This is a genomic window from Saccharopolyspora sp. NPDC050389, assembly GCF_040655595.1.
Classification (GTDB): domain Bacteria; phylum Actinomycetota; class Actinomycetes; order Mycobacteriales; family Pseudonocardiaceae; genus Saccharopolyspora.
This window is the reverse complement of the sequence record NZ_JBFAKG010000032.1, coordinates 63,768-86,203: the sequence shown is the minus strand read 5'-3', so window position 1 is coordinate 86,203 and position 22,436 is coordinate 63,768. Positions and strand designations below refer to the sequence as shown.

Below are 22,436 nucleotides of genomic sequence, written 5' to 3'. Positions count from 1 at the left end.
GCGCTGTCTGGTCTGCAGCAAGTTCGCGACCAAGCGGCGGCATGCGAAGTGGAATTGTGTCAGCCGTCCCCAGCGGTACCGGTCTCATCGGGGCCGTGTCGGCGGTGCCCCTTGGCGTTGCTGCCGTAGGAGCGGCTTCTCCGATACCGTGCTGCGGCGTCATGCGACGCCTCATGTTCATCTAATTACCCCTTGCTACAGCGGTGGTCGCAGCTAAACCGGTGGCACGGGCACAACCAAGCCCGCACGTCGAATTGGCAGCCATGTACGAGAAGGCCATTCGAAAGGCACTGGAACCCGCACCGACGGATGTCCGGCGCGGTTTCCCTGTTGTCAGAGGAACCGCTCAGGCATCAGTCCCGCGAGCTCTCGACTGTGGACAGATGCGAACCCTGCATGGATGTCCTGCACGTCTGTCCTTCATGGTGCGCAAGGGATGTGCGCATCGTTCAATGGCGATGTCATGGTCGTGTCACAGATTGCTGCTGGGGCTGTGATTTCTGGTAACCATCGCCGTCGAAGCAAGCGATGCGCCACGCCGTGGAACCACCCGGCCCCGGACCTGTTACAGATCCAAGACATTTCCCGCGCATGCGCATGACATCGTCCCGCCAAACTTGATGCCATGCCAGCCGCATCGCCACCACCCCGGACCACCCGGCGACGGGCTCGCCGCATCACCATCGCGCTCGTCTGCGCCGGGGCGATCGGTGCCGCCTCCTACGGCCTGCTGTCCTCCCACATGCCGTACAAGTCCGTGGACGTCTTCGAAGCGCTGGGGGACGGCCGCCCGAGCGCGGCGCCCGACAGCACGGGCCGAACACCGCTGAACATCCTGCTGATCGGTTCGGACACCCGGTCCGGCGACAACGCCGCCTACGATGCGGCCGGCGACCAACAGATCACCGGGGCGAGGTCGGACACGATGCTGGTGGTCCACCTCTCCGCCGACCGCCGAAGCGCCACCGTCGTCTCAATCCCCCGCGACACCCTGGCACCCCGGCCGTCGTGTCCGTTGCGCGATGGGCGATGGACGCCGGCGGCCAGGCAGGCTCCGGTCAACATGGCGCTCGGGGTCGGCGGTGTGACCTGCGTGGTGACGACCGTCGAGAAGCTCACCGACCTGCGGATCGACCACGTCGTCCAGGTCGACTTCGTCGGATTCGCCAAGCTCGTCGACGCGATCGGTGGCATCGAGGTCACGCTGCCGGAACCGATCGACGATCCGTACAGCGGCCTTCACCTCCCCGCCGGCAGCCATCTGCTCAACGGCGAGCAGGCATTGGCCTTCAACCGCACCAGGCACGGTGTCGGCGACGGTAGCGACCTCGCCAGGATCGGCCTGCAACACCAGTTCCTCACCGCGCTCTGGCACAAGCTGGATGCCGAACAACTGCTGTTCGATCCCGTGCAGCTTCAACGAATCCTGCGTACCGCAGGCTCCGCCGTCACGATCGACAGCGGACTGTCCTCATTGGACGATATTCTGGACCTCGGAACACGTCTGCACGACCTGTCCGCGCAGGAGGTCACTTTTCTGACCATGCCGCACGCCACCAGCTCGACCGACCCCAACCGCCTGGTCCCCGCACAGCCCAAAGCGGACCAACTGTGGCTCCTGCTCCGCACCGACCAACCCATCACGGTGCTGGACGGACCCGGCTAGGGACGACGTCCGGCCCTCGATGGCCCTGCTCAGGCGAGAGCGGGCCAGAGCAGGAATTTGCTGTGGCCGGTATCACCACATGCCGGGCCAACCGCTCCACTGCTCCAACGTCCAAATAGGAAGAACCGAAGAACGAAGTCAGGGGACATAGCGTGGTCAACACCGTCGGACGGCGCACGATGCTAGGGGTTCTTGCAACAGCTGCCGCTGCCGCCTTCCAACCGAGAATCGGCCCGGCGCACGCCGATCCCGCTCCCGCCCGGCCCAACTGGCGGGCCCTTTCAACGCTCCTCGGAGATCGGCTGGTGCAACCTCCGGATGCGCGCTACGAGGCGGACCGGATGCCATTCAATCTCCTCTACGACGATCGCAGGCCGGCCGCCCTCGCGCACGTACGCACGCCGGAGGAGGTGCGAGCATGCCTGGAGTTCGCGCAGACCACACGGATGCCGGTCGCAGCCCGCAGCGGCGGACACAGCTACGCGGCGTACTCGACCCCGCAGGACGGCCTGGTCGTCGCCCTCGACGGCCTGAACGGGGTCGAGGTCCATACGGACGGCACCGCATCGATCGGCCCGGGAGCGCGGCTCGGAGATGTCTATGCCGCACTGGCGCGGGCGGGGCGGTGCCTGCCCGCGGGTTCATGCCCGTCGGTGGGCATCGGCGGGCTCACCCTGGGCGGTGGTATCGGACCGCTGACCCGCCAGTACGGATTGACCTGCGACCAGTTGGTGTCGGCGCAGGTCGTGACCGGCGACGGACGCATGGTCACGGCCTCCGCCGACTCCGAACCCGAACTGTTCTGGGCGTTGCGCGGCGGAGGAGGCGGCAACTTCGGCATCGTGACCTCGCTGCAGCTGATCACCGCACCCGCCCCGGAGCTAACGGTGTTCTCGTTGCGATTCCCCGCCGGGTCAGCCGCCGCCGTCTTCGGTGCGTGGCAGGACTGGCTTCCCAGCTCGCCCCGCGAGTTGTGGGCCAACTGCATAATCTCGGCGGGGACGCCGCCGACGGCGCGATCGGCCGGATGCTTCGTCGGCCGGCCAGAACAGCTCGACCCGCTCCTCGACGACCTGGAACGCCGCGCCGGAGTCCGATCCGCCGCGCGCGCGGTCCTGCCCAAGGACTTCCTGGGCGCCATGCAGTTCTTCGCAGGCAGCAGTGCCAAGCAGGCTTTCGCCGCTTCCTCGCTCATCCTGCGGCACCGTGCCGACCCCGCGAGCGTGGAACGCCCCCTCGCCTCCCCAGCAGGTCTCGACGTGATCTTCGACGGGCTCGGCGGGGCGGTGTCCGAAATCGCTTCGGACAAAACCGCGTTCCCACACCGGGACGCGCTGGCTACCGCCCAGATCTACGCAGGCACGAAACCCGGACAGAGCGAACCGGCAACCTCGCGAGTGGGGCAGGTCCGCGACCAGCTCAGCGACGTCCTGGGCACCGGCGCATACGTGAACTACATCGACCCGGTGCGACCGACCGACGACTACTACGGAACCCGTCTGCCCCGGCTCCGCTCCATCGCGGCGACCTACGACCCCGACCAGGTGCTCGCATTCCCGAAATCGGTGGCCGCATAGCGCTGTTCGAGGCGGCCATCCTCCTTTGTCGCCGACACCAAACCGACAACCAAGAAGGATGCCTGATTTTCAGGCGAGTTGGACTCAGCGCAGCCAACCATCCAGCTCTGCGCGATCGAGGTCGGATGAACGCAGTTGGTCCCCCGGCTCGTGCCATCGGAAGAATGGACGCTGTCCTCCCGCAACAACCGCATCCACTCGACCGGACGAATGCTCGGTGTCCTGGGGTGGTCGGGCCGCCACTGCGGTGGCCGCCCGACCACCGTGATGCAACAGGAGCGCACCGCGTTCTTCGCAGGCGTGTCAGCGGTGGCGCAGGGGACGAGCACAGCTGCCGCTGCGACGAGTGCAAGCGCCGGCAGGGTGAGCGCAGCGATGATCCGCCAGCATGCCGAGTGCACTGCCACCCTGGGTGCCATCGCAGCGAGACCGGCGCTGATCACCGACACGACCCATGAGGTGGCCAGGGTGGTCCAGAGGATGAGCCCGAGCCGGGGCGCTGCGGATTGCCAACGTCGACAAGCTCGCATCAGACGGGGTCCCATGCAGCCAACGCTGCGATGTAGGCGACCAGCCCGATGAGCAGCGGTGTCATCGGTCCTCCGGTGCCTCGGCGAGCAGTTCCCGCAGCATCGCGGCCTCCTCATCGGTGATCTCATCGACGAACTTGAGGAACGTCGCGCGCGGACTGTTGCTGGCAGCGAGCGCTTCCCGCATCAGCATGATCTCGACTCTTCTCGCTCGGATCCACAGTTCACATCTCCCTCTCCGTCCCCACAAGTCACGTCTATCTCTCGGATCAGCCATCGAAACTCGGCACTAGTAGTTCTCGCCGAAGCGGGCATCACAGTGCAGCGCATGATCACCGACTGCCGGCGGCCGGGACCGCCTGTCATCGGGCATCTCGGCGTTCACGCTCGGCGAGCCGCGATCGAACCGGCGCCTCACCGCCCCGGAGCGCCCCGCCGGCGATCGAACACCTCGTAGATCAGCTGTGCCCTTTGGGGTAGTCGGCCCGCGTGTGGCGCGTTGTGCGGAGGAGGGGCGCGGACACAAGCAACTCCGCCCAAACAGTGTCGGCGGAACAATGACACCCCGAGACCGGTGGCTCATGGTGGTCTGCAACACGCACGTGGCCGAAAGAACATGCGACGTTTGCGACACATGCCTGGAACCGACCTGGCGGCAGTACTGCCGCACGAACGGAGCTTTCCCAGATGAGTCAGGCACCCACCGAGGAATACCGCCGAACACTGAGCAGCCGGCACATCAACATGATCGCCCTCGGCGGCGCGATCGGGGTCGGATTGTTCCTGGGCTCGGGCAAAGCCCTGCACCAGGTCGGCCCCGGCCTCATCGCCATCTACGCGATCGCCGGCCTGATGATCTTCTTCGTGATGCGGGCACTCGGCGAACTGCTGATGTACCGGCCGGTCAGCGGCTCCTTCGCGGAGTACGCCGGGGAGTTCGTCGGACCCTGGGCGAAGTTCGCCACCGGCTGGGGATACTGGCTGGTGTGGATCGTGACCGGCATGGCGGAGATCACCGCCGTCGGCAAGTACTTCCAGTTCTGGTTCCCCCACGTTCCACAATGGATCCCGGCGCTCATCGCGTTGTTCGTCCTCACCGGGGTGAACCTGATCGCGGTGAAGCTCTTCGGCGAGTTCGAATTCTGGTTCGCCCTCATCAAGGTGCTGGCCATCATCGGACTGATCGTGCTGGCCGCGCTGATCCTGGTGTTCGGGTTCAGCAACCTCGGCGACACGGCGGCGGTGAGCAACATCTGGTCGCACGGCGGGCTCTTCCCCAACGGCCCGACCGCCGCGCTGCTGTCGTTCCAGATCGTCATGTTCGCCTTCGTCGGCGTCGAGATGGTCGGCCAGACCGCGAGCGAGAGCACGAACCCGCAGAAGGTGCTGCCGCGCGCGATCAACTCGGTCATGTGGCGAATCCTGATCTTCTACGTCGGAGCTCTCACCGCGCTGACCGTGCTGGTGCCGTGGGACCGGTTCCCGGCCAGCGGCAGTCCATTCGTCCACGCCTTCAGCCTGATCGGCATCCCGGCCGCGGCCGGCGTGGTGAACTTCGTGGTGACCACCGCGGCACTGTCGTCCTGCAACAGCGGCATCTACTCCACCGGGCGAATGCTGCGCACCCTGTCCCAGGACGGGCAGGCACCGCGAAGCACCGGCCGCCTCAACGCCCGCGCCGTACCATCCCGCGCCATCGCGGTCACATTCGTCGCGATGCTGCTCGGCGTCCTGATCAACTACCTGGCCCCCGAGGAAGCCTTCACCTACATCACCAGCGCGAGCACCGTCGGCGCCATCTTCACCTGGGGCATGATCATCATCGCCCACCTCGCGTTCCGCCGGAAAGTAGCCGCCGGCACGATCCCGGCAGGAAAGTTCCGGATGCCCTTCGCCCCCTACTCCAACTACCTCGTACTCGCCTTCCTCGCACTCGTCGTGGCACTACTGGCGTTCGACCCCGACACCCGGATCGCCCTGTACCTCACACCAGTCCTAGCCACCGCAGGCACCATCGGCTACCTCGCGGTACGCAACCGCCGACCGGACACCCAGACGAACGCTCCCGCCGAGCAAACCCAGCCCTAACAGCAAATCGCGACTGGCGCGTGCGCTGGCCCCCCGTCCCAGCGCACGCACCAGCGACAGCCCCCCTACATGTCTACGACTGCACCCAGCACCACCTGGCCGGATATCCACAGTGGATGGACGAAGACATCAACGCGAGCAGATGACAGGGCCGATGCGCCAGCGGCGGATCCGCTTCCGCGAATGGCGCAAGCGCCGCTGCAACAACGCGGACAACCGCGCGACGACGTCGCCCGTGGGACCGAGGTGTTGGCGGCCGAGCATCGAGCAGCGACTCAGTCCCAGGTCAGGAACCGGTAGTGCAGCCCGGTCGACGATTCCTGCCATGCCCCACCCCGCGCGCGTCCCCGACTACCTCTACGGCCGGAACCGCGGCGGCAGCGCTGCCCTTGCCGATAACCTCATCCGCGAGCGCCTGGGTGGCATCCTCAACGAGTACCACCACGCAGCCTGACCTCGATGAATGACATTCCGGCAAGCGCACCGGCGGATTTCAGCGCAGATGGCCTGCGTTGATCCAGCTCTCGAATAGCTGCACCCGTTCGGCAGGCCAGGCTTCGTCGCAGGGCATACTGCCGTTCGAGAGCTTTTCATAGATTTTATCGACGTTGGAGCGCACGTCCTGGTAGGAAGAAAGGTCGAACAGCCCCGACATCGCCTCGATGTCCTTTGACCGAAACAGGGGACGGATGTCGTGTTCGAAACTCGGTTCCTGATGGTTCACTTGATTCGCCTTCTTCCGAAGCTCCTGCTGCCGGGCCTTCCCGCTCACCGAGGCTGGACCCTGCCGACCAGTTTCCGGTCAGACCACGTTCTCTGCGACCGCAACGCCCGCCCGGTGCTTCAGACAGACCTCGCCGCCGCCCGGACCAGTCTCCAGAGGATGATCCGCACCGAGAAGCAGTCCTCCTAGGCACCAGAGCAAATGCGGATGCGCTTTGAGAACAAGGGCAACTAGTCGGCTACCTGTACACCCGGTCGCGCTTGATGAGGACCAAAGCCCCAGGTTGGTGCCCCGCCACCAACGGCATGCCGGCCATGGCGTCAGCGGCCTGTTCCTGAGCTTTGGCTGCGACCGTGGAAGCGTCGTTCCCGCAATACCGACCCGCGTTGGGTACGGCCACTCGGTGGGCGAGCAGGGACGTAGTGCTCTGGGCTGTCGGCCGCTGTCCCTGGAGCGTTGGCGGCATCGGTGCCATCTATACGGGCAAAGGCTGGCGAGCATGGGAGAGTCAGATCGCGGGAGCAGCACGCAGGTGTGGGTGGCTCCTGACGGGATAATCGCGTGCTTGTTCGACCTCGACGGTGTGCTGACCAGTACCGCCGCACAGCACATGGCGGCTTGGAAGCAGACCTTCGACGCGTTCCTGCGGGAGCGGGAGGGCGAGCGCTTCTCGCCGTTCACCGAGGACGACTACCTCGAGTACGTGGACGGTCGGCCGAGGGCGGACGGCGTGCGCCAATTCCTCTCATCCCGCGGCATCGCCCTGCCCGAGGGCAGTCGCGACGACCCGCCGGCCGCGGACACCGTCCACGGGGTGGGCAACCGGAAGAACGAGGTCCTGCTCGCCATCATCCAGGAACACGGGGTGCACCCGTATCCGGGATCGGTGCGCTATCTGGAGGCGGTGCGGGACGCCGGACTCGCCGTCGGCGTGGTCACCTCCTCGGAGAACGGCGCCTCGGTGCTCGACGCCGCGGGTCTGAGCCAGTTCGTGCAGGCGCGGATCGACGGCCTGGTGATCAGCAGGGAAAACCTGCGCGGTAAGCCGGAGCCGGACTCCTTCCTGGCCGGTGCCCGGGCGCTCGGCGTCGAACCGGCCGCGGCGGCGGTGTTCGAGGACGCTCTCGCCGGCGTGCAGGCCGGCCGGACCGGTGGGTTCGGCTGGGTGGTCGGCGTGGACCGCACCCACCAGGCGGACGAGTTGCGGGCGCACGGCGCGGACATCGTGGTGTCGGACCTGGCCGACATCCTCGCCGCGAAACCGACGACCCGTTGGGGGTGACGCAGTGGCGACCCGTCCGCAACCCGGTTACGAGGTGGCCCCGTGGGAGCTGCGGTGGCGGTGGCTGAACGTGGACGCCCTGCGCCGGACCGAGTCCACCTTCGCGCTGTCCAACGGCCACATCGGATTCCGAGGTTCGCTCGAGGAGGGCGAACCTCGCGGCCTGCCCGGCACCTATCTCAACGGCTTCTACGAACAGCGGCCACTGCCGTACGCCGAGGCCGGGTACGGCTACCCGGAAGACGGGCAGACGGTGGTCAACGTGACGGACGGCAAGATCATCCGGTTGCTGGTCGAGGACGAACCGGTGGACATGCGCTACGGCTCGGCCCCGCACCACGAGCGGGTGCTCGACTTCCGCTCCGGCACGCTGCGTCGGACCACCGAGTGGATCTCGCCGACCGGCCGGCACGTGCGGATCACCTCGGAGCGGCTGGTGTCGTTCACGCAGCGCGCCATCGCCGCGATCCACTACGAGGTCGAACCGCTGGACGGGCAGGCACAACTCGTGGTGCAGTCCGAGCTGCTGGCCAACGAGCCGATCGAGCACGAATCCGACGACCCGCGGGTGGCCGCCGTCCTGGAGGGCGCCCTGGTCACGGACTTCGCCATGGGCGAGGGCAGCCGCGCCGTGCTGGGCCACCACACCCGCAGGTCCGGCCTGCGCATGGCCGCGGCGATGGACCACGAGGTGGACGCGCCCGCAGCGGTGTCGACGGAGAACTGGACCGAAGGCGACCTGGCCCGGCTGACCCTGGCTGCCGAGGTGCCCCAAGGGCGGAAGCTGGCGCTGACCAAGTACGTCGCGTACGGATGGTCCAGCCAGCGGTCCCCGCAGGCCCTGCGGGCGCAGGTGGAGGCGGCACTGGCCGGTGCCCGGCAGAGCGGCTGGCAGGGCCTGCTCGACGAGCAGCGCGCCTACCTGGACGACTTCTGGGATGCCGCGGACGTTGAGATCGACGGTGACGCCGAGCTGCAGCAGGCGGTCCGGTTCGCACTGTTCCACGTGCTCCAGGCCGGTGCCCGCGGGGAGAGCCGAGCGATCCCCGCCAAAGGCCTCACCGGCCCGGGCTACGACGGGCATGCCTTCTGGGACTCCGAAACCTTCGTCCTCCCCGTGCTGACCTACACCGTCCCGGACGCGGCCAGGGAGGCGCTGCGGTGGCGGCACTCCACATTGGACAAGGCGCGCACCCGGGCGGCGCAGCTCGGCCAGGCCGGGGCGGCGTTCGCGTGGCGGACCATCAACGGCGACGAATGCTCCGGCTACTGGCCGGCCGGCACCGCGGCGTTCCACATCAACGCCGACGTCGCCGACGCCACCGCCCGCTACCTCGCTGCCACCGACGACAAGAACTTCGAGGCCGAGTGCGGGCTGGAGCTCCTCGTGGACACCGCGCGACTGTGGACGTCGCTGGGCCACCACGACGCGCACGGCCGATTCCGCATCGACGGCGTCACGGGCCCCGACGAGTACACCGCGATCGTCGACAACAACACATACACCAACCTCATGGCCCAGCGAAACCTGCGCGAGGCCGCGAACCGCTGCGAGCAAAACCCCGATCTGGCAGGACAATTCGGCGTCGACGAGGAGGAGACCGCCTACTGGCGGGACGCGGCAGACCGGATGGTGGTGCCCTTCGACGAAACGGTCGGCGTGCACCCGCAGTCCGAGGCATTCACCTGGCACGCCCCCTGGGACTTCGCCAGCACACCTTCGGAGCACTACCCGCTGCTGCTCCACTACCCCTACTTCGAGCTCTACCGCAAGCAAGTGATCAAGCAGGCGGATCTGGTGCTGGCCATGTGGCTGCGCGGCGATGCGTTCACCCCCGAGCAGAAGGCCAGGAACGTGGCGTACTACGAGGCGCTGACCGTGCGGGACTCCTCGCTGTCGGCGGGCGTGCAGGCGGTGCTCAACGCCGAGGTCGGTCACCTCGAACTCGCCTACGACTACTTCGCCGAGGCAGCTCTGGCCGATCTCTACGACATCCACCACAACGTGCACCAAGGCCTGCACATCGCCTCGCTGGCCGGCGCCTGGATCGCCGCGGTCGCCGGGTTCGGCGGCATGCGCGACCACGACGGCGAACTCACCTTCGCGCCCCGGCTGCCCACCGAACTCAGCCGCCTCGATATTCGCGTGTGCTTCCACGACAGCAGGATCTGCGTCACCATCAACCGCGACGAGGCGACTTACGAGCTGCGCCGCGGCGAGGCCGTGCAGACCTCGCATCACGGCGAACCGATCACGCTCACCCAGGGCAAACCGATCACCCTCCCGATCCCGCCACCGCCGCAGAATCCCGCACCTCGCCAACCCGCCGGACGCGCCCCGACCCACCGCCGCCCGTCTCCGGTGCCTGGTCAGGTGTTGCGGCCGATCGGCCCGGCCCCCGAGTAGCGACCTTCAAGCCGAAGCTATCTCCGCACGGTGTCGCCGGCGTCTTCCAGATACCACTGGTACGGCGCGATCAGTTCGCTGACAGCCGGTTCGGGCCCCCATGAGCCGGGGGCGTACCGCTGTAGCTGCGGTGGATTCTCGAGCAACGGGGTCGACGCTTCCCAGATGCGCTCGATGCCATTCGACCTGGTGAACAGCGACTGGTCGCCCAGCATGGCGTCCAGAATCAATCGCTCGTAGCCTTCGAGCCCGTGTTCCTGGCAGAAGGAGTCGGCGTAGCGGAAGGTCATTGCTTCTGGTGCGAGTCTCATGGTGGGTCCGGGCTCTTTCGCCAGGAAGCAGGCGGCGATCCACCCGGGGTCCCCGAAGTCGATCACGATCTGGTTGCCTCGGCTCCTCTCCTGCGGGGAGGGATCGATAGGGAACATCCGCAGAGGCGGCTCGCGCAGGCCGAGGGTGACCACCTGACGGTGCTGTGCGAGTTTCTTGCCGGAGCGCAAGTAGAACGGCACACCGGCCCAGCGCCAGTTGTCCACCTCCAACCGCAGCGCGGTGAACGTCTCGGTCTGCGAATCGGGAGCGACGCCCGATTCGTCGCGGTAGCCGTCGTACTGACCGCGCACGGCGTGCCCGGGTTCGATGGGGCGCAGCGCTTCGAAGACCTTGTCCTTCTCGTCGCGCAACGGCTGGGCAGCCAGCGAGACGGGCGGTTCCATCGCCGCGATGCCCAGCACCTGGATCAGGTGCGTGACGATCATGTCCCGGAAAGCTCCGGTGCCTTCGTAGAAGTGGGCGCGGCCTTCGAGGCCGAGCGTCTCGGGCACGTCGATCTGCACATGGCTGATGTGGTCCCGGTTCCAGATGGGTTCGAACATGCCGTTGGCGAAGCGGAGGGCGAGGATGTTGTCCACCGACTCCTTGCCGAGGAAGTGATCAATGCGGAAGATCTGGGATTCATCGAAAACGGCGTGGATCGTTTCGTTGAGCGCTCGTGCCGAAGCGAGATCCGTGCCGAAAGGCTTCTCCACGATCACTTTCGAGTTCTCCGCCAGGCCCGAGTCGCCGAGCATTCCGATGACGGATCCGAACGCAGCGGGCGGAACGGCCAGGTGGAAGAGTCTGCGTGGCTGCCCGCCGAGGGAGTCCTCGGCTTCCCGCACGGCCGCGGGCAGCCGGCCGGCGTCCGGTGGGTCGGATGCGGCGAAGGACAGCGAGTCCGCGAAGGACTCCCACACCGGCCCGGACGGCTCGCAGCGTCCGAAGGTGGCGACCGCATCGTGCGCGAGTTCGCGGAACGCATCGTCGTTCAGCGCGGAGTGAGCCCGACCCGAGCCCACGATGCGGTAGCCGTCTGGGAGGAGGCCCGCCCAGGCGAGGTGGAACAGTCCGGGGAGCAGTTTGCGCTTGGCGAGGTCGCCGGTGGCGCCGAAGAGCACGATCACGTGGTTGTCCGGGCGTGTCATGACCGGCTCCTTTTCTCGGCGTGTCCGCCGAACTCACTGCGCATGGGACAACAGCTTGTCGGCGTACTCGCTGAGGCCTCGAGACTGAAACCGCTCGGTCAGCGCCGTGGTGATCACGGCGGCAGGTACGCCTTCATCGACGGCCGCCAGCACGGTCCACCGCCCTTCACCGGAGTCCGAGACGCGCCCGGTGAATTCCTCCAGCCTCGGTGACCGGGCAAGTGCGTCCGCGGTCAGGTCGACGAGCCAGGAGCCCACGACCGAGCCGCGGCGCCATACTTCGGCGACCTGGCCGACATCGATCTCGTACTGGTAGAACTCCGGTTCCCGCAGCGGGGCGGTCTCGGCGTCGGCGGTGTGCTTGCGGCGCCCGGCGTCCGCGTGCTCGATGATGCTGAGGCCCTCGGCGATCGCGCCCATCATCCCGTACTCGACTCCATTGTGGACCATCTTCACGAAGTGCCCGGCTCCACTCGGACCGCAGTGCAGATAGCCGTCCGGCGCTGTCCCGTCGGCCCGCCTGCTCGGTGTCGGCTCGGCGGCGCCGGCGCCGGGCGCGATGGTCCGGAAGATGGGGTCGAGTCGAGCGACGGGCTCGGTCTCGCCCCCGATCATGAGGCAGTAGCCGCGTTCCAGGCCCCAGACACCGCCCGACGTACCGCAGTCCAGGTAATGAATGTGGCGAGGAGCAAGCTGAGCCGCACGGGTGATGTCGTCGCGGTAGTAGGAGTTGCCGCCGTCGATGACCATGTCGTCCGGGTCGAGGAGCTCGGTCAGCTGGTCGAGGGTGGGCTGTACGACGGCGGCCGGCAGCATGAGCCAAACGGCCCGTGGCCGCTCCAGCTTCGCCACCAAGTCGCCGAGCGATCCGGCGCCGACGGCGCCCTCATCTTCCAGCTCCCTCACTGCCTTTTCGTTGACGTCATAAACCACGCAGTGGTGGCCGTCGCGCATGAGCCGGCGCACGAGGTTCGCGCCCATCCGGCCGAGTCCGATCATGCCGAGCTGCCTGGGGGTGTCGGTTGCCATGGCTGCTCCCCTGTGTCCGGGTCCCTAGCGTTTCAGGGCGCGGTAGCGACGGATGAGGGCGTTGGTCGACGAGTCGTGGGCGAGTTCCGGTTCGACGTCGGAGGTGAGTTCCGGGATGATCCGCGCCGCGAGTACCTTGCCGAGCTCCACCCCCCATTGGTCGAAGGAGTCGATGTCCCAGATCACCCCCTGGGTGAACACGCTGTGCTCGTAGAGCGAGACGAGTGCGCCGAGCAGATGCGGTGTCAGGATCTCGCCGAGTAGCACATTGGTGGGGCGGTTGCCTTCCATCACCCGGTGCGGAACGATCTCGGGCGGGGTGCCTTCCGCCCGGACTTCCTGCTCGGTCTTGCCAAGGCGAGCGCCTCGGCCATGTTGGACGACAGGGTGTCGTGGTGGTCGCCGAGCGGGTTGAGGCTCTTGCCGAAGCCGATCAGATCGACCGGTATCAGCCGGGTCCCCTGGTGAATGAGCTGGTAGAAGCTGTGCTGGCCATTGGTGCCCGGCTCACCCCAGTAGACGGGTCCGGTGTCGTAGTCGACCGCTTTTCCTTCCAGGGTCACGTGTTTGCCGTTCGACTCCATGGTGAGTTGCTGCAGGTAGGCCGGGAACCGCTGCAGGTACTGCTCGTAGGGCATGATGCCGGCGGTCTGGACGCCGAAGAATTCGGCGTACCAGACGGTGAGCAGTCCCATGAGCCCAGGCAGATTCGCCTCGAGCGGGGCCGTGCGGAAGTGTTCGTCCATGGCGTGGAAACCCGCCAGCATGTCGTGGAACTGCTCGGGTCCGAGGGCGATCATGGTGGAAAGACCGATGGCGGAGTCCATCGAATAACGACCGCCCACCCAGTCCCAGAACTCGAACATGTTCGCCGTGTCGATGCCGAATTCCGCTACGCGCGGGGCGTTGGTCGAGACCGCGACGAAGTGCCGCGCGACGGCCTGCTCGCTGCCGAGGGCGTTGACCACCCAGTCGCGCGCCGAACGGGCGTTGGTGAGGGTCTCCAGCGTGCCGAAGGTCTTGGAGGAGATGATGAAGAGGGTTTCCTCCGGGGAGAGATCGCGGGTCGCCTCAACGAAATCAGTCGCATCCACATTGGATACGAAGCGGAATGTCAGGTCGCGCTGGGTGTAGTTGCGCAGCGCCTCGTACGCCATTACCGGCCCGAGGTCGGAGCCACCGATGCCGACGTTGACGATGTTCCTGATCGGTTTTCCGGTGTGCCCCTTCCAGCCGCTCGACCGGATGCGCTGGGCGAACGCGGCCATGCGGTCCAGGACGGAATGGACCTGGGCGACGACGTCGACGCCGTCGACAACGAGCGAACTCCCCTTCGGCATGCGCAGCGCCACGTGCAGCACCGGGCGGTCTTCCGAGACGTTGATGTGCTCGCCGCGGAACATCGAGTCCCTGCGCTCTTCCACTCCGCACGCTCGTGCCAGCTCGCACAGCAGACGCATCGTCTCGTCCGTGACGCGGTTCTTGGAGTAGTCGAGGTACAGGCCGGCTGCCTCCGCGCAGAGGCTCTCACCACGGCCCGGATCCTGAGCGAACAGCTCACGCAGATGGACGGTTCCGATCTCGGCGTGATGTTGTTCCAGTGCCTTCCACGAAGGCTGTTGCCGGAGGGGCGTGATGGACATCTCTCGGCCCTCGGATCGGTCGGTTCGGTCAGGGCGAAGGGCGAACAAGGGCCTCCCGCTGTGCGGAGATGCAGGCCAGAAGGTCGTTCCAGGAGGCGACGAAAGAAGCCGCGCCGTCGCTCTGGAGCTTCGCAGCGAGCGCTGTGACATCCACGCCTGCGTCGGCGAACCGCGCTAGCGTCGCGTCGCAGCCGTTGCCGTCGACGGGCAAAGGCTCGTCGACCTCGCCGTGATCGTAGAAGGCCTTGAGCGTCTCGTCGGGCATCGTGTTGACCGTGAACGGCGCGGCGAGTCCGTGGACGTACAGCGTGTCCGACGCGTCGGGATCCTTGGTGCGGGTACTCGCCCACAGCAGTCGCTGCATGCGTGCACCAGCGTTCTCCAGGCGTTGCACCCGGTCCGAGTTCATCAGGGTGCGGTACGCCCGGTACGTGTCCTGTCCGACCGCGAGGCCGAGCCGGTCCCTCAGCTCCTCCCCTACTTCACGGCTGACAGCGGCATCCCAGCGGGACATGAAAACGGACGCCACCGAACCCACGGCCGGATCGAGCTCCCGCTCCACGCGTTGCTCGACGCCCGCCAGGTACGCGTCGGCGGCAGCACGGTAGTGGTCGGCCGAGAACAACAACGTGACGTTCACCGGTACGCCCGAGGCAATGCACTCGGTAATGGCCGGGAGACCTTGGGCGGTACCGGGAATCTTGATGAACAGGTTGCTCCGGCCCGCTCGGGCGTGCAATGCCTTCGCCGCTTCGATGGTCCGTGCGGTGTCGTACGCCAGGAGCGGCGAAACCTCCAGGGACACCCAGCCGTCCACACCGTCCGTTCGCTCATGAATGGACCGGAAGAAATCGGCCGCTCGCTGCAGGTCCTCGATGGCCAGCTCGAAGAAGAGCTCCTCATCCGGCTGTCCCGACGCTGATTTGGCGCGGATGGCCGCATCGTACGAGCCGGACGAGATGGCTTTGTCGAAGATCGAGGGGTTCGAGGTCAGACCGGTGACCGCGTAGGTGTCGATGTAGTGCTGGAGCTGACCGGAGTCGAGCATGTCGCGGGTGATGTTGTCGAGCCACAGGCTCTGCCCGAACTCGTGCAGGGTTTGAGTCGCTTTCACGTCATTGCCTCCTCAGCCAGGAGCCACCAGTTCGCGTGCCACCTGCGCGACGCGCTCAGGGGTGAATCCGAACTTCGTGAGCAGCTGTTTGAGGGGTGCGGAGGCACCGAAGGTGTGCATGCCGATGATGGCCCCGTCGGCACCGACATACCGGTCCCAGCCGAGCGTCGAGGCCTTTTCCACCGCGACCCTGGCCGTCACCGCGGGCGGCAGCACCTGATCGCGGTACTCCCGTGGCTGGCGGTCGAACAGCTCCCAGCACGGCATGCTCACCACCCGGCACGCGATGCCCTGGGCGGTGAGCTCGTCATGCGCGGCCAAGGCCAGCGACACCTCGGAGCCGGTGGCGAGCAGGATCACCTCGGGCTCGCCCGACGGCACGTCCGCCAGCACGTAGGCACCCCGCGCGACACCGCCGGCCGCCCCGAGCCGACTGCGATCGAAGGTGGGAAGGGCCTGCCGGGAGAGGATCAGCGCTGCGGGCTCCCGGCGCAGGGCGGTGACCACTCGCCAGGTTTCGACGACCTCGTTCGCGTCGGCGGGGCGGAAGACGAGCAGCCCGGGTGTTGCGCGCAGCCCGGCGAGCTGCTCGACGGGCTGGTGGGTGGGTCCGTCCTCGCCGACCCCGATGGAGTCGTGGGTGAAGATGTGGACGGTGGGGATCTCCATCAACGCGGAGAGGCGGATGGCCGCCTTGGCGTAGTCGGAGAAGATCAGGAATCCGGACCAGTACGGACGGAGCTTCGACAGCGCCATGCCGTTGGTGACGGCGGCAGCCGCATGCTCCCGGACGCCGAGGTGCAGGTTGCGCCCGGACCGGTCGTCGGGCTGGAAATCGCCCGCTCCGCCGAACGTGAGCCGGGTCTTGGTCGACGGTGCCAAGTCGGCGGACCCGCCGAGGACCCACGGCACCGCCTCGGCCACGGCGTTAAGTACCTGGCCCGACGAATCGCGAGTCGCCAAGCCCAACGGATCGGCCGGGAAAGTCGGCAGCGCGGTGTCCCAACCGTCCGGGAGCTCCCGACGCTGGATCCGCTCCAGCTCCTCGGCGAGATCGGGATGTGCGTTGCGGTAGGCGTCGAACGTCTTCTCCCAGCCGGTGCGCAACTCGGCGCCCCGCGCACCGATGCCCTGGGCGAACCAGTCGGGCACACCGTCGGGAATGTGGAAGTCGGCGTCCGGCGGAATTCCGAGGACGCGCTTGGTGGCTCTGACCCCCTCCGGTCCGAACGGCGCTCCGTGCGCTTTCGGTGAATCCTCGACCGGCGAGCCGTAGCCGATGTGACTGTGTACCAGCACCAGGGTCGGCCGCTCGGTCTCGGCCTGGAAGGTGTGGAAGGCGCGGCTGATCTGATCGAGGTCGTTGGCATCCGCAACGGTGGTCACGTTCCAGCCGTAGGCCAGGAAGCGAGCGGCCACCTCCTCGGTGAAGGTGATGTCGGTGTGGCCCTCGATGGTGACCCGGTTGGAATCGTAGATCCAGCACAGGTTGGGCAGCTGCAAGTGCCCGGCCAGCGAAGCGGCCTCGGAGGAGATGCCCTCCATCATGCAGCCGTCCCCGGCGAGCGCGTACACGTCGAAGTCGAAGAGCGTGAAGTCCTCGCGGTTGTACCTCGCCGCCAGCCACTGGCCGGCGATCGCCATCCCGACGGAGGTGGCGACCCCCTGGCCGAGCGGGCCGGTGGTCGTCTCGACACCACTGGTCCACCGGTACTCGGGGTGACCGGGACAGCGCGAATCGAGCTGCCGGAAGGACTTCAGATCGTCGAGGGCTACCGCCGGGCGGCCCAACACCTCGTAGTCGGGATCGACCGCGCGCACGCCGGTCAGGTGCAGGAGCGACCAGAGCAGGGCCGAGGCGTGGCCCTCGGAGAGCACGAACCGGTCGCGGTTTGGCCAGATGGGATCGGCGGGATCGAAGCGCAAGAACCGCTGCCACAACGCGTATGCAACAGGCGCCATGCCCATAGGAGTCCCGGGGTGCCCGGAATTCGCCTTCTGGATCGCATCCATGCACAGACCGCGAATCGTGTTCACAGACAGCGTGTCCAGATCGGTCATCGCTACGCCCCCTCCGTGCTCCCGATGGAGGCTTACGCCTGTGCCGCGTCGACGATCCTGGCCAAGAAGGGGCCGAGTGGAGCCACGGCCACGCGATGAGGCGGGTCACCTGTTCGGAAAGAACCGCCTTGGCAGGCCAGATTCTTGGATGTTCGGCCGAACGTGGGCCATCTCTCGAACGAGCGTAGGACTGCCCGCACCCACGCTCAACTTTTCAGCTGTACGACCGAATCACCGGGCGGGTTGTGGCTTAAGACCCTTTGATCAATTGCGAAAACCATCGATCGTGGCATGGAACCGAGTTTCCGCCGGAGCGAATCAGCGCGGGCGCCGCGTTTGCGAGGCTGCTCGGCGCGCGACTGCGGGTGGGCTCCCCCGCTGAGGCATCTGGTTGACCGCTCGATGGCCGCCGTGGGGCGGGACGCGCGGACGGAAGGAGTCGGCCCATGCGGATCGTCGTGGACCTGAATCGGTGCCAGGCATACGCACAGTGCGTGTTTCTGGCGCACGAGACCTTCAGATTGACCGGTGAGGAGGCGCTCACCTACGAGCCGAACCCCGATGACGCGCGGCGCCTGCAGGTTCAGCGAGCCGTTGCAGCCTGCCCGGTGCAAGCGATCGTGATGGACCGCTTGGACGGTGCGGAGCGAGGTGCGACGTCATGACCATGGCGGCACCGCTCGCGGAGCTGGTGCGCGACTTCAAGGCCAACGCCAGGATTGTCATCGTCGGTGCCTCACTGGCAGGACTGCGGGCCGCCGAAACCTTGCGCGCGGAGGGCTTCACCGGGTCTTTGACCATCATCGGGGACGAGCCGTACGAGCCCTACGACCGTCCCCCGCTGTCCAAGCAGGTGCTCAAAGGGTGGGTGCCGGCCGACCACACCAAGCTGCCCCGTCTGCGGGATGTGGATGCGGAGTGGCGGCTCGGGGTGGCCGCCACCGGGTTGGACCGGGCCGCCAAGCGCGTGCACCTGGCCAACGGCGAGCAGGTCGCGTACGACCGGTTGCTGATCGCCACGGGCACCCGCGCGCGGCAGTGGCCCAACCCGACCGAGGCCGACCTGGAAGGGGTGCACACGGTGCGCTCGCGTGATGACGCCGCCGGGCTGCAGCAGGCGTTGGCCGCGCGGCCGTCGCGGGTGCTGGTCATCGGCGCCGGGTTCATCGGCTCGGAGGTGGCCTCCGTCTGCCGGGAACTCGATCTTCCGGTGACCGTCGCCGAGCGAGGCCCGGCGCCGCTGGTCGGCCCGCTCGGCGGAGTGATCGGCGAGATCGCCGCGCAGATGCATCACGACCACGGCGTGGACCTGCGCTGCGGCGTGGGCGTGTCGTCGCTGGAAGGCGACGCGAGCGGACACGTACGGCGTGCTCAGCTCTCCGACGACACGACCATCGAGGCCGACGTGGTGCTGGCCGCGCTGGGGTCGATCCGCAACGTGGAATGGCTCGCGGGCTCCGGACTGGCGGCTGGCTTCTGGGGCGTCGGCTGCGACGCCGGCGGTCGCGCCTTCGACATCAACGGCGTAGTGACCGACAGCGTCTACGTGGCCGGGGACGTGGCACGCGCGCCCCACGTGCTCTACGAGTACCAGTTTCTCGCGATGGAGCACTGGGACAATGCCGTCCTCGGCGCTGAGGTCGCGGCCCACAACATGGTGAACCTCGAGCCCGACTACTACCCGCACCTGTTGCTGCCAAGCTTCTGGTCCGGCCAGTTCGGCGTCAACATCAAATCCGTCGGCGTCCCGCCCTTCGGAGACGAGATCGCCTTCACGCAGGGGTCGGTCAAGGAGCGCCGCTTCGCCGCCGCCTACGGCCATCGGGGCCGCATCGTCGCCGCCGTCACCTTCAACCACGGCAAGTGGCTGGAGCACTACGCGCGGCTGATCGAGCAATCGGCCCCGTTCCCACCCCCGCCGCCGGGCTGGGATCAACCCGACGACCTGAAGCCGGTACCGGCTGAATTCCCGGAACACGGTGTCCCGACGGCGACACCCGACGTCGTCCTGACCGGCCACGACCCGAGTGAGCGCAGAGCCGAGTTCCGGCCGCGACGTAGCTGACGCGCCTCTCGGGACCAAGCGGAAAGAGAACAGCACCATGAGCGAGAAAACCCCCTGGCAGCAGGCCCTCCGCTACGAACACCGCGCCAATCCGTACCCGTTCTACGCCGAGCTCAGGAAGACCCCGGTGGCGCGGCAGCCCAACGGCACCTACGTCGTCAGCACCTACCGGGAGATCGTCGCATTGCTCCACGACAACCGGGTCAGCTCGGATCCCACGAAGCGCCCAGGGACGGCTCCGGGAGCGCCCCCTGCGGAGCTGGGAGCCGAGACGATCACGGAGACCATTCTGGAGCCGAACATCATCACCTCCGACCCACCCGAGCACGATCGAAACCGCAGCATGATGCTGCGACACTTCTACGGCCCGCCCCATTCGCCCCACCAGATCTCCGACCTGGATCCCGAGATCCGCAGCATCGTCGCCGGCCTCCTGGACAACATGAAGGGCAAGACCCGGATCGACGTCGTCGACGAGTTCGCCTATCCCCTGCCGGTGACCGTGATCTGCAAGATCCTGGGCGTGCCGCTGGAAGACGAACCGCGCTTCCACGCCTGGATCCAGACGGCCCTCGACAGTTTCGACCTTGGCCCGGAGTCCACCTCCGAGGAAACCCAGCGCAAGGAAGAGGACGGCCACCGAGCCGTGCAGGAGTTCGGGGAGTACATCACCAGGCTGCTCGACCAGTACGCCAAGCAGCCCGGCCCGGGCATGCTCTCGGCGATGGTGCACCACGACGGCCCGGAGGAGCACATGTCCCAGGGCACGCTCGTCAGCAATACCGTGCTGCTGCTCTTCGCAGGGCATGAAACCACGGTCAACCTGATCGCCCACAGCGTGCTCACCCTGCTCCGTCACCCCGACGCGTTCGAGAAGCTGCGCCGCCGGCCCGAGCTGATCGTGCCCGGGGTCGAGGAGCTGCTGCGCTTCGAATCATCGGTCCAGTTCTGGCACACCCGCTCCGCCCTCGAAGACATCGAGATCGCGGGCACCACCATCCCGAAGGGTGCGCCGATCTTCCTGGTGTACGGCTCGGCGAACCGCGACCCGGAACGGTTCACCAACCCCGATGAGCTCGACCTCGAACGCCCCGACAACCAGCACCTCGGTTACAGCCAGGGCATCCACTTCTGCTTCGGCGCTCCGCTCGCGCGGCTGGAGGTCCAGGCCGCGGTCGGCGAGTTCGTCCGCCGCGTGCAGAACCCGCGCCTCGTCGAGGACCCACCGCCGTACCGCCACAACCAGATTTTCCGCGGCCCACGCCACATCCCGGTCGACATCGACGGGATCCGCGACTGACCCGACTTCCGCAAAAGGATCCGCTCGCGTGGGAGACCGACTGAGACGCCGCGCGGCCAACGGCCTGCGGCCAGTCAGCGCGCGGGCCGGTTGCGTAGCAGGGGCGTCGAAGATCCGTGACTTCCCGCATGCCGTCGAACTGCTCGATGCCAAGGCCCGATTGTTCGGCGACATCGGCACCGCTTTCAACGCCCGGGTGCGGCAACTGCTGATCGAGGCGTTCACCGAGACCTGGGTGACCGAGGTGTCCCCCGCCGACGCCGCACACATCAGCATCGCGCTGGTCATCGGCCTGGAATCCCATCCGGAAGCCAACCGGCTGCTCCGCCCCGCAGCCGAAGTGCTCCTCAGCGGGCAGCCGGGCATGACAGACCGCTGACCCGTCCCACCACGTTCATCCGCTTTCCCTTCCCGCAGAAGTACTCCCATGCCCCTTTCCAGTCGCGAATGCCATCCCTCGGACTCCACTCCCGACGAGACCACTGTGGACACCGCTGGGCACTTCGCCGCTAAATATCGGCGAAGTGCGCGGAAATCTCGCCCGTGGTGAGCCCCTTCGCGTACAGCGACAACACGATCTCGTCCACGTCACCCAGGCGCCGCTGGCGCTTTTTCACGAGCTGCGGCTCGAACGTGCCTTCACGGTCTCGCGGGACCGCGATCTCGACCTCACCGACCGCGTCCGAGACCACCGTCTTGGTTCGCGTCCCGTTACGGATATTCGACGAGTCCCGATCCGGGTCGGCCTGATTCTTGGCGTGCCCCAGGTGCTCGGTCATCTCCTCGTTCAACGCCGTTTCCAGCAGTCGGGTTGTGGAACTTCACCACCATCACGCACATGGTGCTGGCAGTGGCGGCTTCGGTCACTCTGACCAGCACCGTGCGACTGCTCTCCCTCTACAAACCGAGCACCGGGATCGCAGTCTGATCCCGGATCTCACGTGATCGGGCCCCGTCCCCGGCCGGGGCCCGACGTGTGCGTTAGCTGACGTCGAGCCCGCACCCCGAGCACACCAGCACCCGGTCGTCGAGCAACTCGGTGCCGAAGGTATCCTGGACCGGGTCCCACCCGCCCAGCGGGCACCGCTCCTGCTCGTAGCGCCACGTCCGGCCCGGCACCAGCACGATCCGCCGGTCGTCCACGCCGATGTTCGGGTCGCGTCGTCGTGCAGGCTCCAGGTCAGCCCCGCGTCCATCTCCAAGGCCATCGGCTGGCTCGAACAGCGCGGCCTGGTCGGACGCGAACGCGACGACCGACGGGAACGGTACGTGATCGATGAACACGTCTGGTACCAGGCGTGGCCAGCCAGCGTCCAGTCGATGGCGATGTGGGCGGAACTGACCCGGCGAGGAGCGGATCTACTCGGAAGCACGACTCCGGCCGGGGCCCGGCTGAGCGCCACGAGCCAGTTCTTCCAGCATCTCGGCCGCGACATGGTCCAGGCGGCCGAGCATTGGCGCCAAACCGTCTCCGCCTCGACCTGAGC

19 protein-coding genes and 2 pseudogenes are annotated in these 22,436 nt (G+C 67.2%); 11 read left to right on the top strand and 10 right to left on the bottom strand.

Going from position 1 to position 22,436, the window contains the following annotated elements:
* Positions 1–625: 625 nt before the first annotated feature.
* Positions 626–1,666: an LCP family protein gene (locus AB0I53_RS22140; protein ID WP_358605926.1), complete on the top strand. Its 1,041-nt coding sequence runs from the start codon at positions 626–628 to the stop codon at positions 1,664–1,666.
* A gap of 341 nt (positions 1,667–2,007) precedes the next feature.
* Entirely contained in the window at positions 2,008–3,243 is a 1,236-nt protein-coding gene (locus tag AB0I53_RS22135; RefSeq protein ID WP_358605923.1) for an FAD-binding protein, read from the top strand.
* Here the strand turns inward: AB0I53_RS22135 and AB0I53_RS22130 are convergent.
* Together AB0I53_RS22130 and AB0I53_RS22125 are read right to left on the bottom strand one after the other, a co-directional pair.
* Complete coding sequence (locus AB0I53_RS22130) at positions 3,195–3,692, bottom strand: hypothetical protein (RefSeq protein ID WP_358605920.1); 498 nt, start codon at positions 3,690–3,692, stop codon at positions 3,195–3,197. The genes AB0I53_RS22135 and AB0I53_RS22130 overlap by 49 nt on opposite strands.
* Positions 3,693–3,834: 142 nt before the next feature.
* Entirely contained in the window at positions 3,835–3,966 is a 132-nt protein-coding gene (locus AB0I53_RS22125; protein WP_358605917.1) for a hypothetical protein, read from the bottom strand.
* 494 nt (positions 3,967–4,460) lie between these two features.
* On the opposite strand from AB0I53_RS22125, the gene AB0I53_RS22120 reads away from it, so the two are divergent.
* Both AB0I53_RS22120 and AB0I53_RS22115 read left to right on the top strand, forming a co-directional pair.
* Positions 4,461–5,861 carry an amino acid permease gene (locus AB0I53_RS22120; protein WP_358605914.1) on the top strand — a complete coding sequence of 467 codons (1,401 nt, stop codon included), beginning with the start codon at positions 4,461–4,463 and terminating at the stop codon, positions 5,859–5,861.
* Positions 5,862–6,186: 325 nt separating this feature from the next.
* Positions 6,187–6,315 carry a hypothetical protein gene (locus tag AB0I53_RS22115; RefSeq protein ID WP_358605911.1) on the top strand — a complete coding sequence of 43 codons (129 nt, stop codon included), beginning with the start codon at positions 6,187–6,189 and terminating at the stop codon, positions 6,313–6,315.
* A gap of 39 nt (positions 6,316–6,354) precedes the next feature.
* On the opposite strand, the gene AB0I53_RS22110 is transcribed toward AB0I53_RS22115, so the two are convergent.
* Positions 6,355–6,633, bottom strand: a complete 279-nt coding sequence (locus AB0I53_RS22110; RefSeq protein WP_358605909.1) for a hypothetical protein — start codon at positions 6,631–6,633, stop codon at positions 6,355–6,357.
* 484 nt (positions 6,634–7,117) lie between these two features.
* Here AB0I53_RS22110 and AB0I53_RS22105 point away from each other — a divergent pair, with 484 nt between their 5' ends.
* Complete coding sequence (locus AB0I53_RS22105) at positions 7,118–7,867, top strand: beta-phosphoglucomutase family hydrolase (RefSeq protein ID WP_358605963.1); 750 nt, start codon at positions 7,118–7,120, stop codon at positions 7,865–7,867.
* A 4-nt stretch (positions 7,868–7,871) separates the two neighbouring features.
* A complete protein-coding gene (locus AB0I53_RS22100) occupies positions 7,872–10,274 on the top strand; it encodes a glycosyl hydrolase family 65 protein (protein ID WP_358605906.1) in 2,403 nt (800 codons plus the stop codon).
* Positions 10,275–10,291: 17 nt separating this feature from the next.
* Here the strand turns inward: AB0I53_RS22100 and zwf are convergent, their stop codons facing one another.
* From zwf to tkt, 5 genes and pseudogenes are all read right to left on the bottom strand, one after another.
* Positions 10,292–11,737 (bottom strand): glucose-6-phosphate dehydrogenase, encoded by a 1,446-nt coding sequence (zwf, locus tag AB0I53_RS22095; protein WP_358605903.1) that lies wholly within the window; start codon positions 11,735–11,737, stop codon positions 10,292–10,294.
* 33 nt (positions 11,738–11,770) lie between these two features.
* Positions 11,771–12,766 (bottom strand): phosphogluconate dehydrogenase (NAD(+)-dependent, decarboxylating), encoded by a 996-nt coding sequence (gene gnd, locus AB0I53_RS22090; protein ID WP_358605900.1) that lies wholly within the window; start codon positions 12,764–12,766, stop codon positions 11,771–11,773.
* 24 nt (positions 12,767–12,790) lie between these two features.
* Positions 12,791–14,409: pseudogene (gene pgi / locus AB0I53_RS22085) on the bottom strand (glucose-6-phosphate isomerase).
* Positions 14,410–14,437: 28 nt separating this feature from the next.
* The gene (gene tal / locus AB0I53_RS22080; RefSeq protein WP_358605897.1) at positions 14,438–15,523 is read right to left on the bottom strand and encodes a transaldolase; all 1,086 of its coding nucleotides are present in this window, start codon (positions 15,521–15,523) and stop codon (positions 14,438–14,440) included.
* 12 nt (positions 15,524–15,535) lie between these two features.
* Positions 15,536–17,584, bottom strand: a complete 2,049-nt coding sequence (gene tkt / locus AB0I53_RS22075) for a transketolase (RefSeq protein ID WP_358605894.1) — start codon at positions 17,582–17,584, stop codon at positions 15,536–15,538.
* Positions 17,585–18,030: 446 nt separating this feature from the next.
* On the opposite strand from tkt, the gene AB0I53_RS22070 reads away from it, so the two are divergent.
* Genes AB0I53_RS22070 through AB0I53_RS22055 form a run of 4 tightly spaced genes read left to right on the top strand, consistent with a single transcriptional unit; the run spans position 18,031 to position 21,328 of the window.
* Positions 18,031–18,249, top strand: coding sequence for a ferredoxin (locus tag AB0I53_RS22070; RefSeq protein WP_358605891.1), 219 nt, complete (start codon positions 18,031–18,033; stop codon positions 18,247–18,249).
* Positions 18,246–19,649, top strand: a complete 1,404-nt coding sequence (locus tag AB0I53_RS22065; protein ID WP_358605888.1) for an FAD-dependent oxidoreductase — start codon at positions 18,246–18,248, stop codon at positions 19,647–19,649. The genes AB0I53_RS22070 and AB0I53_RS22065 overlap by 4 nt, the downstream gene beginning before the upstream one ends.
* A gap of 37 nt (positions 19,650–19,686) precedes the next feature.
* The gene (locus tag AB0I53_RS22060; RefSeq protein ID WP_358605886.1) at positions 19,687–20,949 is read left to right on the top strand and encodes a cytochrome P450; all 1,263 of its coding nucleotides are present in this window, start codon (positions 19,687–19,689) and stop codon (positions 20,947–20,949) included.
* 28 nt (positions 20,950–20,977) lie between these two features.
* On the top strand, positions 20,978–21,328 hold the full coding sequence (locus AB0I53_RS22055) for a hypothetical protein (protein WP_358605883.1): 351 nt from the start codon (positions 20,978–20,980) through the stop codon (positions 21,326–21,328).
* 142 nt (positions 21,329–21,470) lie between these two features.
* Here the strand turns inward: AB0I53_RS22055 and AB0I53_RS22050 are convergent.
* Together AB0I53_RS22050 and AB0I53_RS22045 are read right to left on the bottom strand one after the other, a co-directional pair.
* Positions 21,471–21,755 (bottom strand): annotated as a pseudogene (locus tag AB0I53_RS22050) (transposase); the annotation flags it as partial.
* A 175-nt stretch (positions 21,756–21,930) separates the two neighbouring features.
* A complete protein-coding gene (locus AB0I53_RS22045) occupies positions 21,931–22,233 on the bottom strand; it encodes a hypothetical protein (protein ID WP_358605880.1) in 303 nt (100 codons plus the stop codon).
* Between AB0I53_RS22045 and AB0I53_RS22040 the strand changes: the two genes are divergently transcribed.
* Entirely contained in the window at positions 22,219–22,434 is a 216-nt protein-coding gene (locus AB0I53_RS22040; RefSeq protein WP_358605877.1) for a hypothetical protein, read from the top strand. The genes AB0I53_RS22045 and AB0I53_RS22040 overlap by 15 nt on opposite strands.
* Positions 22,435–22,436: the final 2 nt, after the last annotated feature.

What these genes read in the sequence shown, in the direction of transcription:
- AB0I53_RS22140 (WP_358605926.1), top strand. Translation starts at nt 626, where the DNA reads ATGCCAGCCGCATCGCCACCACCCCGGACCACCCGGCGACGGGCTCGC.
- AB0I53_RS22135 (WP_358605923.1), top strand. Translation starts at nt 2,008, where the DNA reads ATGCCATTCAATCTCCTCTACGACGATCGCAGGCCGGCCGCCCTCGCG.
- AB0I53_RS22125 (WP_358605917.1), bottom strand. Translation starts at nt 3,966, where the DNA reads ATGCTGATGCGGGAAGCGCTCGCTGCCAGCAACAGTCCGCGCGCGACG.
- AB0I53_RS22120 (WP_358605914.1), top strand. Translation starts at nt 4,461, where the DNA reads ATGAGTCAGGCACCCACCGAGGAATACCGCCGAACACTGAGCAGCCGG.
- AB0I53_RS22115 (WP_358605911.1), top strand. Translation starts at nt 6,187, where the DNA reads ATGCCCCACCCCGCGCGCGTCCCCGACTACCTCTACGGCCGGAACCGC.
- zwf (WP_358605903.1), bottom strand. Translation starts at nt 11,737, where the DNA reads ATGACACGCCCGGACAACCACGTGATCGTGCTCTTCGGCGCCACCGGC.
- gnd (WP_358605900.1), bottom strand. Translation starts at nt 12,766, where the DNA reads ATGGCAACCGACACCCCCAGGCAGCTCGGCATGATCGGACTCGGCCGG.
- tkt (WP_358605894.1), bottom strand. Translation starts at nt 17,584, where the DNA reads ATGACCGATCTGGACACGCTGTCTGTGAACACGATTCGCGGTCTGTGC.
- AB0I53_RS22070 (WP_358605891.1), top strand. Translation starts at nt 18,031, where the DNA reads ATGCGGATCGTCGTGGACCTGAATCGGTGCCAGGCATACGCACAGTGC.
- AB0I53_RS22065 (WP_358605888.1), top strand. Translation starts at nt 18,246, where the DNA reads ATGACCATGGCGGCACCGCTCGCGGAGCTGGTGCGCGACTTCAAGGCC.
- AB0I53_RS22060 (WP_358605886.1), top strand. Translation starts at nt 19,687, where the DNA reads ATGAGCGAGAAAACCCCCTGGCAGCAGGCCCTCCGCTACGAACACCGC.